Raw genomic sequence first — 10,925 nt, forward strand, 5'->3', positions numbered from 1 at the left:
TCTCAACCATAACCAGAAGGAGCCGTAATGGCTGAAGCAACCAGAAAGCAACCGAGCGGCATGCTCGCATTTAGCATTATGTGGTTTGGCCAAGTCGTTTCATTGCTTGGCAGCTCCATGAGCAGCTTTGCCCTGACGATTTGGGCTTGGCAAATTACAGGTCAAGCCACAGCCTTGGCGCTCGTAGGCTTTTTCTCGTTTGCCCCAAGCATTATTGTTAGCCCCTTTGCCGGAGCCTTGGTCGATCGCTGGAATCGTAAGCTGGTGCTGATTTTGAGCGATTTAGCCACAGGCTTATCGACGATCGCTATTTTATTGCTCTACCACAACGATGTACTGCAAATTTGGCATTTGTATGTGGCTGGAGCATTTGCCAGCATTTTTCAATCGTTTCAATGGCCAGCCTATTCGGCGGCAGTTTCGACGATGTTGCCCAAACAGCACTATGCTCGCGCCAGCGGCATGATGTCGATGGCCGAATCGGCAGCGGGAATTGTCGCGCCAGCCCTAGCCGGCTTTTTGCTAACCGTAATGGGCATTGGCGGTATCTTGATTATTGATATTGTGACGTTTGTGTTTGCCGTCAGTGCAGTGCTCTTTGTTAATATTCCCCAACCAACGCAGAGCGAGGCGGGGGCGCAAGGCAAGGGCAGTTTATGGAGCGAGGCAGGCTTTGGCTTTCGCTATATTTTGGCACGCCCCAGCCTCTTGGGCTTGCAACTGACCTTTTTTATGATTAACTTCGTTGGTTCGTTTGAAGCCACCATGACCGCTCCCATGATTCTGGCCCGCACCGATAGTAACTCGGCAATTATGGGCACGGTACAATCGGCAATGGGCATTGGCGGAGTGATCGGCGGCTTGATCCTGAGTGTCTGGGGCGGCCCCAAACGCAAAGTTCATGGCGTGCTCGGTGGAATGGCGCTCTCCAGCTTTTTTGGCGGCATTCTCATGGGCTTGGGCCAAAATACGCTGGTTTGGTCGATTGCGGGCTTTGGTTTGCTATTCGTGCTACCAATGTTGAATGGCTCGAATCAAGCGATTTGGCAAGCCAAAGTGCCACCCGATATCCAAGGGCGGGTGTTCGCAGTGCGACGCATGATCGCCCAAATTTCGGGGCCAATCGCAATTTTGATCGTTGGACCATTGGCCGACAAAGTGTTTGAGCCACGTATGGCGGTTGGCGGCGCTTGGGTCGATATGTTTGACAGTTGGGTTGGCAGTGGCAAAGGGGCGGGCATCGCCTTAATTATGGTCTTGAGTGGCATTGTTGGCATCGCCGTAGCCGTGATCGCTTATGGCGTGCGAGTCGTGCGCCACGCCGAGGATCTAATTCCTGACCATCAAGATAGCCCAAGTAGCAGCCCTGAACTGCAAGCCGAACCAGCCTAAAATTGACAATCAATGAGCCAAAACTTGTTACAATCAAATCGATTGATATGCTTCTAGTGTGAGGATATGCAACCCTATGGCAGATGCAGGTAGCGCTGAAAAACGCAGCGATTCGGAAAGCCCCAAGCCACCACAAGAGATTGTGAGCGTGACCCATGGGCGCGTGAAAATCAAGGGCAACGATGTGCCTTACACCGCCACCGCCGGAACAATCGTGCTCTACGAAGACGATCCGGAGTTTAAGCAAGCGCCCAAGGCCAAAGCGACGGTATTTTATGTAGCCTATACCCGCAGCGATGTTGATGATCAAACCACCCGCCCAATCACCTTTTCGTTCAACGGCGGGCCAGGTTCGGCCTCAGTTTGGATGCACCTTGGCTTGTTGGGGCCAAAACGGGTTTTGATGGCCGATGAAACTGGCAATTTGCCAGCACCGCCATTTCGCTTGGTCGAAAACGAATATTCCTTGCTCGATCAAAGCGATTTAGTTTTTATCGATCCAATTAGCACGGGCTATAGTCGTGCGGCAACTGGCGAAAATCCCAACCAATTCCATCAATTTACCAAAGATATTGAATCGATCAGCGATTTTATTCGGCTCTACACCTCTCGGGCCAAGCGTTGGCTCTCGCCCAAATATATTATTGGCGAAAGCTATGGCACAACTCGCGGCTCTGCCATCACCAACTATCTGCAAAATCGCTATGGCATGTATCTGAATGGGATTATGCTGATCTCCTCGATTCTCGATTTTCAAACCGTCGAGATGGACCCAGGCAACGATATTGCCTATGTGGTGATTTTGCCAACCTACGCCGCGACTGCGTGGTATCACAACAAGCTTGATGCCAAATTACAATTGAGTTTGAGTGATACCTTGGCCGAAGTTGAGGCCTTTGCTGCTGGCGAATATGCTACGGCATTGTTGCAAGGCGATAGTTTGGCCGAGGGCAAACGCCGCTCGGTTGTGCGTAAATTGGCTCGCTATACCGGTTTGAGCGAACGTTTTATCGATCACAGTAATCTACGGATCGACTTGATGCGGTTTACTAAGGAATTGCTGCGCGATCAGCAACGCACGGTTGGCCGCTTGGATAGCCGCTTCGTGGGCATCGACCGCGATCCAACCCGTGAAGCCTTTGAGTACGACCCAAGTTATGCGGTAATTCATGGACCATACAGCGCCACCTTCAACGATTATGTGCGGCGCGAACTCAAATTCGAGAGCGACGAACCCTATGAAATTCTAACTTCAAAAGTTCGGCCTTGGAAATACGATAAGCATGAAAATCAATATGTGAGCGTCACCGAAGCGTTGCGCTCGGCCATCTCGCAAAATCCCTATCTCAAGGTGTTTGTGGCCAGCGGCTTCTTCGATTTCGCCACACCCTACTATGCCACGTTGCACACCTTCAACCACCTTGGGCTTGACCAAACCCTACGCAATAACATCGTAATCAAGCATTACGAGGCTGGGCATATGATGTATACCCATTTGCCGTCGCTGGCTGAGCTAAAAAGCGACCTCGAAGCCTTTATCAGCCAAACCAAAAACGTCTAAAATAGCAAGCCCACGGCAAAGCTAAATGCCGTGGGCTTTTTAAATTAAGCGTTAGCCAAAGCGAACAATTGGCTAATGGCCTGAGCGGTTGCTTGGCCTTGGCGCACACAATCGGGAATGCCCACGCCCCGAAAGCCGCTGCCACACAACAACAAGCCTTCTGGACACAAGGCCTCAAGCTGATCCATACGTTGGAAATGACCAACATCGTATTGGGGATTAGCCTCGTTCCAACGGGCAACCCCGCTCCAAATTGGCTCGGCGGTCAGGCCAAAAATCGATTTAAGCTGATCACGCACCAATTGAGTTAATGCCTGATCATCCAAGCGCAGCACTTCGGGATGTTTCGAGCCGCCCACAAAGGCCCGCAACAGCATATAATCGGCGGGAGCACGCCCAGCAAATTTGCGTGAGTTGATCGTTACAGCATTAATCAGCCGATATTCGCTGCGCGGAATCACCAAGCCATAACTATCGAAGGCCATGTTGGTTTCGCTACGCCGAAATGCCAACGAAACTGTGCCAGTGCTGACATAACGAATCGCCTTCAAGCGCTCGGCCAAGGCTTCAGCCCAAGGTGCGACCAACTCAGCGGCCACAAAACTAGGCACTGCCAACACCACTGCATCAGCATCAATCTTCGTGCCATCATCGAGGGTCAGTTGATAGGCTGAGGCGTTGGTTGGGTCGTAGCGCAGCGCTTGAACCCCACAATTTGTCCGAATTTCAACGTTGAGCTGCTCAACCAGCGCGGTAATTAATTGCTCGATCCCGCCGCGTAAGCTAATAAATGGGCTAAGTTGCTGACCTTTGGGCTTGCCTGCTTTAAGTTTAGCCGCCAGAATCCCACGAATCACACTGCCATGGCTGCGTTCGGCCTCGATAAAGCGTGGAAAGGTGGCTTCGAGGCTTTGGCGATCCGATTCTGCATTGTGAATGCCTGCCATCAACGGCTCGGCCAATTTATCCAGCGCTTCGGCCCCAAATCGGCGGCGCACAAAATCGGCCAGCGATTCATCAGTATTACTTTGGCGGGCAGGCAAGACCAAATCGAGCAACATACGCAATTTGCCTGGCAGCGAGAGAATCGGCGTGCGCAGCAACGGCCAAAACTCAGTTGGGACAACCAAGTTAATGCCATCAGGCAAGGGTTCGGGCTTGCCACGATGCAACACAAACACCTTATGGCGAGCTGGCTCAGTTGAAATTAACTGATCTTCCAAGCCCAACTCACGCGCCAATTGCAAGCCCCAAGGCTTTTGGCTGATAAAGGCATCGGGGCCAGCTTCGACCAGCAATTCGCCAGCGCCATCGGGCAAGGCAACATGGCTGGTGCGCAATTTGCCGCCCAGCCGTTGATCACGTTCAAAAAGCTGAATATTCGTGAGACCTTGTTGTTGTAAATACCATGCTGTACTAAGGCCAGCGATACCACCGCCAATAATGGCAATGCGTGGCTGATCAGCAACATCCATTGCAAACCTCATCGTAGTGAAAACTAGGCTTAGTTTGCAAGGGTTGGCGGATTCTGTCAATCGGTTATTGAATGGATCTGGTGGAGATTAGGCAACGTTAAGCGGTAAGATTCTTCGCCCGCGCAAGCCACTGAGCAGAATAGCTAGCCCGCCCGCCAGCAACCAAAGCATTTGGCCACCCGACATTGGTGGAAACCCTGAGCTTTGACCAATTACTGGCAAGGTTGGTTCGAGCGTCGCTTTTGGCTCAGCTGTTGGTTGATCGGTTGGCATAGCGGTTGGCGCAAGAGTTGCCGTTGGTTCAGCGGTAGCCGTAGCTGTGGCAGTTGAAGTTGCCGTGGCAGTTGCAGCAATCGCTGGTTGATTTAGTGCGGTATTGACCACGGTAAAACTACTATCAACACTGACGGTATTGGCGTTGCTGGCACTAAATTGAGTGCGGAACGAACATGAGCCAACTGCATTACCCGTCACAATGACTGATAACGAGCGATTTACGCCGCCATTCAAATCGCTTGAATCGCTTGAGCCAGGCTGAGCGCTAATACATGCCCCGCCACTGAAACTGAAATTCAAGCCAGTTGCCCGCGAGCCGCTAGCATTATTGCCAAACACAACCGTTACATTTTCTTGCGCCCCAGCCGCCAATGTCATCGAGCCTGCTGGATTAACCACACCATTGACGATGTGGAACACAAACAGATCTGGAGTTGGGGTTGGCGTACTAGTTGGTGTTGGCGTTTCACTCGGCGTTGGTGTTTCGCTTGGCGTTGGTGTATCAACGGGCGTATTGGTCACCGTTGGCGTACTAGTTGGCGTTGGCGTACTAGTTGGCGTTGGCGTGTTGGTCACCGTTGGCGTGTTGCTCGGCGTTGGCGTGTTGGTAATTGTTGGTGTATTGGTTGGTGTGCGCGTATTGGTCACCGTCGGCGTGTTGCTCGGCGTTGGCGTATTGGTTGGTGTGTTGCTGGGCGTTGGCGTGTTGGTGACCGTCGGCGTGTTGCTGGGCGTTGGCGTATAGGTCAAGGTTGGAATTGTCGTTGGCGTATGAGTATTGGTCGCCGTTGGCGTGTTGCTTGGCGTTGGCGTGTTCGATGGAGTCGCAGTATTGGTTGGTGTTGGTGTGCGGGTTGGCGTGTTGGTTGGTGTACGGGTTGGCGTGTTGGTTGGTTGCGGGGTTACAGTAGCACAACCATCACACACAATCGTCCAATTCAAGGTTGCTTGAACTGGGGTTTGACCAATCGCCGTTAATACTGCGGTAATCGAACAATTGCCAACATTATTGGCTGAAATTGTGGGCGAAAGCGTAAAGCCTTGGTGCGCCCCAAGCGTAATTGGTACGCCACTGCTGCTAATACTTGAGCTAATACAAGTTCCAGTTACGCTAATATTAACTTGCGCCCCTGATGCCGGAGCATCGCCAGCATTGCCAAACACCACGAATACCTGTTTGGTATCATTATTTTCCATCGATGGATTAACTGGATTGACAATCGCATCAACGCGCCAAGCAATATACAGCTCTGGTGCTGGCGTGGCAGTTGGCGTAGCCGTATCGGTTGGCGTTGGTGTGTTCGATGGCGTAGCCGTATTGCTTGGTGTCACCGTATCGGTTGGCGTGTTGCTCGGTGTATTCGTCGGTGTCGCCGTATTGGTTGGCGTATTACTCGGCGTATTGGTCGCCGTATTGGTTGGCGTGTTGCTCGGCGTAGTAAAAATTGGAATTGGCGTATTGGTCGCCGTAACGATCACAGGCGTATTGGTTGGCACGTCGGTTGGCGTGTTGCTGGGCGTTGCTGGTACTGGTGTGATCGTTGCTACGTCGGTTGGCGTGTTGGTCAGCGTCGCTGGCACTGGCGTGATCGTAGGCACGCGCGTGTTGGTCGCTGTTGGCGCTGACGTTGGAATTGCAGTATTGGTTGAGGTTGCACTGGCTGGCACAACCGTAGTAGCCACCACAACACTCGTTCGGGTTGGCGTGCTCGTAAAGGTTGGTTCAAAGGTTGGTCGCGTTGGATTAATCGTTGGATTCAGGGTTGGCGTGCGCGTACCAGCCGTCGAGCTTGGATTAACCCGTGGCGTTGAGCTTGGTTCGGCAGTTAATTCGATAGTTGGCTCGGTCGTTGCCGCCGTTGCACTACCAATCGGAATACCCTCATCCTTGGTGGGAGTAGGGGTAGTCGTTGTAGTTGAGGTTACAATTGCTTCATTTGCTGGCGTAGGTCGGCCAGTTGGCGTGGCGGTTGGCAACAAATCAACAATCCCAATAGGAATCGGCGTTTCGGCTGCAACTAAATTTGGGTTAGCTGGCTGATCGCTAATTTTGCTACGAATCGCTTCTTGTCCAATCGGAAATGGTGCTGTGCCATTCCAAGCCTCATAATTGGCAAATGGTGGCAGCAAGACCTCAGGCCCAGAAGCATTAACCGGAGTTGTCCAGCGCACAACCATTAATGATGAGCAGCCCATCACCAACAACACCGCTAAAATCACAATCGAACCGATAGCTAACAACAATCGGTCGCGTGGCTCTTGGGTATTTGGTTGTGGTAAGGCGCTATTGCTCATGCGTTGGTTGCCGTTGCATTCACTAAGTTATATTCGCTTGGCTCAAGCTGCATCAGCGGAAATTGCATAATAAAGCTTGAACCAACTCCTTGCTCGCTCTCAACCCAAATTTTACCATTATTCTGCTCGACCAATTGTTTGGTAATTGCCAAACCAAGGCCGATACCGCGCTCTTTGGAAGTCAGGCCGCTTTGCTCACCGCCACGTTGAAAGCGCTCAAACAAACGCTCAAAATCTTGGCTAGCAATCCCAGGCCCAGTATCAATTACTGCAATTTGAATTCGCTGCTCAACCGCTTTGGCCTGCACCGTCACTGTGCCAGTTTGGGTATAGCGACGGGCATTTTCCAGCAGTTGGGTCAACATAATTTTGAAGTGATCGCGATCCACTACAATGTACGGCATGTTCTCAGGCAGGTCAATGATCAATTTGAGTTGCTTTTGATCAAAGCCTTTTTGTAAAGCTTGGGCAATTGGCGGCAACAACTCGTCCAGCGAATGCTGCTCAATTTGTGGTTCCATATTCCCAGCTTCAATACTGGCAATCACAATCACATTTTGCAGCACTTCGACCATGCTTTGGCCTTGCTGACGAATGGTGCTCATAAATTGGGTTTGTTCGTCGGTCAAAGGCCCGACAAAACCGCGCAATAGCAAATCGGCATAACCGCAAATTGAGGTCAATGGCGTGCGTAGTTCGTGCGAAATTGTGGCGATAAAATCGGTTTTGGCGCGATCCATCGCCCGTTCTTCGGTCACATCGTGCAGCACCAAAACTTCGCCCGATTGCAAGCCTTCGCGCTCAACGGGCGCTGCATTCATAGTCAAAATGCGCTGCGAGGTTGTCTCATAGAAGGTTGTGGCTGTGGGCGTGGCAAATAATTCAGCGCCGCCCGACAATGGCGTAAGCTGGAATTCCGCAAAGCTTTTGCCTAGCAAATCGGCTTCGCTGGCTCCCAGCATGGCCGTGGCGGTGTGGTTGACCAAAATCACTTTGCCATCAGGATCAAGCACAATTACGCCGTCGGCGATACTTTGCAGAATTGCCTGTTTACGGCTAGCTTCATCTTGGACGGTGGTGTAAAGCACCGCATTTTGCATGGCCGTGGCGGTCATGCTGGCAATTGCGCTGAGTGGTTCGCGAATGCTGCTGGCTGGTGGCAAAGCGCGATCATTCTTAACCAACAGGCTGCCAATCACCTGTTGCTGAGTGCGCAACGGCAACACTAATTGCAGATTTGGGGCAAGTGGCCGCAAGGCGCTATCCAAGGCTGGATTTTCGGTAATCGTCACCATTGGCGCAAGCGTTTCAAGGCTAGTCGCAGGGAAGGGACGCTCGATTTCGCGCACGCTTTCAGTTGTGACATAGTGCCAAACGCCTTGCTCAACCACCAAGGCATCAACTTCAGAATCGGGAATCAAGCGTTGAACCGCAGCAGTGGTTTGGGTCAAAACGCCATCAAGAGTGAGTTCTGTGCCCAGTTGGCGGCTGGTACGATACAAATCGAGCAAGCGATCAGTCATATCATTTAAGACTGTCGCCAACGTGCCAAGTTCGTTTTCCTCGGAAACAAAACTACGGCCTTCCAAATCGCCGCTTTTAATCCGCAAGGCGGTACTGACCAACTCGCTAAGGGGAACAGTAATGCTACGGGTTACCCGCACGCTGATCCAAATAATTGAAATTAGCGAAAGCACGCCGAACAGGAAAATCAGCACCCGCGCTTGTTGCCAAGCCCGATCAATATTGCTACGTGGCAAACCAACCGCAAAATAGCCATTCAGCGCCCGTCGAATCCGCATTGGGCTATACATCACTTGATAGCTCGTGTCGCCGCGTTGAATCGTGGTGAATAAGGTTCCACGAGTTTCGGGGTCGGGGTTAGTTTGGCTGGCCTTGATTTGCTCGATTTGGTTGGCATCAATCAGCAACTCATCGGCCTCTTGGGGTGGATTGCTGGTGAGCACACTGCCATCGCTATTGAGAATCGCGGTGATGGTTGCGCCGTTGCGTGGCGGTAATTCCTCGTTGACAATCCGCTCAAGTGGCTCGGCATAAATAATTGCCCCAACCACTTGTTCACTGCTGCCGACCGTTAATTTAACCGGAGCAACCACAAAAAACATCGTGTAAGGCGGATTCGCACCGATGCGCAAGAGGCTGGCATATTTATCGCCATAATCATCAACTTGGCCGCGCAGGACCGCCTGAATCAAGGAATCTTTGGCTAGCTCAGTGCTACCAACCAACGAAGGGCTACGGCTCAGCACAGTTGAACTAGCGGCATCGACCAGTACTTGACCATCAGCATTCAGCGCAATTAGGCGTGAGGGCTTGAAATAATTAAAGGCATTGTTGATGATCTGCTCAACCTGATCAACATCATTTTTGCTAAATGCCTCGGCGGTACTCAGCAAAGCTTCTTTTTCGTTGGCAGGCGACGTGACGATCAAACGCAAATTATCGAGAATTTGGGCTTCGATGGTTTCCAAGCCCACGCCAGTATTGGTAGCACTGGTGCGCAGTGATTGATTGAGTTGGTTCTGCAAGCTCTGAGCATACAGCCAAAAAATAATCACAATCAATAAGCCCGACAAAAATGCTAGCAAGAGCAAATATGGCAGGGTGATTTTATACCGAATGCGACTTTTTAGCCGTCGCCGCAGGTTGACAAACATAGAAGGCTATTTCACTGCTGGCTCATACGGAATGGTAAACGAGAATGTACTACCTTCGCCCTCAACACTTTCAACCCAAATCCGCCCGCCGTGGGCTTCTGATGCAAGTTTGGCAAAGGCCAGGCCCAAGCCCGTGCCTTTTCTCTGGCCAGCAACCTGCACAAACTTATCGAAAATCTTGGCACGATAGCTTTCGGGAATGCCCGGTCCGGCATCAATTACACTCCAGCAGATCGTCTGCTTTTCATTATCAGTTAATTGGCGCACGCGGATTGTAACACTTCCGCCAACTGGCGTAAATTTGATCGCGTTATCCAGCAGGTTTTGCAAGATCCGCACAATTTTATCTTGGTCAGCATCGATAATTGGCAAATTCAGGGCCATATCCAGATTGATGCTGATATCAACGCTGCGAGCTGAGTTAATCAAACGTTCCGAAGCACGATCAACAATTTCGTAGGCTGAGCATGGCGCACGATTCAGCACCAATTCGCCAGCTTCCATCTTGCTAATATCCAGCAAGGTATTGATCATGCCAACCATTTCTTGGCTGCTATTGTTGGCAATATCTAGCAATTCGCGTTGCTGGTCGTTAATTGGGCCAGCAAAACCACGGCGCACCATGGTCATACCATTGATGATCGCCGTGAGTGGCGCACGCAAATCGTGCACCAACATGCCCATATAATCTTCGCGAATTTGGGCTAGCTGATATTCCTCGGTAATATCGTGGAACACAATCAGCGTGCCAATCACATTGCCAAAATTATTGCGCACTGGCAATGGCTCTTGGCGCACATAGCGGGTACGAGGCCGCAACACTTCAATTTCGCAGGTTTCGCTATTGGGCAACTCGTTGACCACCCGCGATTGCTCTTTGATGCGAGCCAGAATATCGCTGCCAGCCTCGCCGATGATATTGCGCCATTCCCAGCCAAACAACTCACCCAGCATTGGATTAGCAGTCAACACCACATCATCAGGGTCGATCATCAAAATACCGTCGGTGGTGGAGTTGAGCAAGGCTTGGAGGCGATTGCGGTTTTGCGAAACTTCGTGAAACAGATTAGCGTTATCGATCGCCACGCCCACCGTGTTAGCCATAGCTTGCAGGCGTTGGGTATCTTCAGTGTTAAATACGCCTTCTAGCTTATTCAACAACTGAATCACCCCAATTTCACGATTTTTCACCAGCATGGGCACGCACAAGACCGAGCGCGTCACAAATCCAACATCCTCGCTAACCCG

The 10,925-nt window shown here is 51.4% G+C and carries 6 protein-coding genes; 2 read left to right on the forward strand and 4 right to left on the reverse strand.

What is annotated here, in order from left to right:
• Window positions 1-27 precede the first annotated feature (27 nt).
• Entirely contained in the window at window positions 28-1,392 is a 1,365-nt protein-coding gene (locus DEF47_RS19025) for an MFS transporter (protein WP_012192183.1), read from the forward strand.
• 76 nt (window positions 1,393-1,468) lie between these two features.
• A complete protein-coding gene (locus tag DEF47_RS19030; RefSeq protein WP_012192182.1) occupies window positions 1,469-2,953 on the forward strand; it encodes a S10 family peptidase in 1,485 nt (494 codons plus the stop codon).
• Between the two features lie 44 nt (window positions 2,954-2,997).
• On the opposite strand, the gene hemG is transcribed toward DEF47_RS19030, so the two are convergent.
• From hemG to DEF47_RS19050, 4 genes are all read right to left on the reverse strand, one after another.
• Window positions 2,998-4,428, reverse strand: a complete 1,431-nt coding sequence (gene hemG, locus DEF47_RS19035; protein WP_012192181.1) for a protoporphyrinogen oxidase — start codon at window positions 4,426-4,428, stop codon at window positions 2,998-3,000.
• Window positions 4,429-4,515: 87 nt separating this feature from the next.
• The gene (locus tag DEF47_RS19040) at window positions 4,516-6,999 is read right to left on the reverse strand and encodes a hypothetical protein (protein ID WP_287045296.1); all 2,484 of its coding nucleotides are present in this window, start codon (window positions 6,997-6,999) and stop codon (window positions 4,516-4,518) included.
• Entirely contained in the window at window positions 6,996-9,677 is a 2,682-nt protein-coding gene (locus DEF47_RS19045) for an ATP-binding protein (RefSeq protein ID WP_012192179.1), read from the reverse strand. The genes DEF47_RS19040 and DEF47_RS19045 overlap by 4 nt, the downstream gene beginning before the upstream one ends.
• 6 nt (window positions 9,678-9,683) lie before the next feature.
• A partial coding sequence (locus DEF47_RS19050) for an ATP-binding protein (RefSeq protein ID WP_287045297.1) occupies window positions 9,684-10,925 on the reverse strand: 1,242 nt, incomplete at its 5' end.

This window comes from Herpetosiphon sp. (assembly GCF_003512625.1).
Lineage (GTDB): Bacteria > Chloroflexota > Chloroflexia > Chloroflexales > Herpetosiphonaceae > Herpetosiphon > Herpetosiphon aurantiacus.

Coding starts and splice junctions, on each gene's coding strand:
- DEF47_RS19025 (WP_012192183.1), top strand. CDS start 28: ATGGCTGAAGCAACCAGAAAGCAACCGAGCGGCATGCTCGCATTTAGC.
- DEF47_RS19030 (WP_012192182.1), top strand. CDS start 1,469: ATGGCAGATGCAGGTAGCGCTGAAAAACGCAGCGATTCGGAAAGCCCC.
- hemG (WP_012192181.1), bottom strand. CDS start 4,428: ATGGATGTTGCTGATCAGCCACGCATTGCCATTATTGGCGGTGGTATC.
- DEF47_RS19040 (WP_287045296.1), bottom strand. CDS start 6,999: ATGAGCAATAGCGCCTTACCACAACCAAATACCCAAGAGCCACGCGAC.
- DEF47_RS19045 (WP_012192179.1), bottom strand. CDS start 9,677: ATGTTTGTCAACCTGCGGCGACGGCTAAAAAGTCGCATTCGGTATAAA.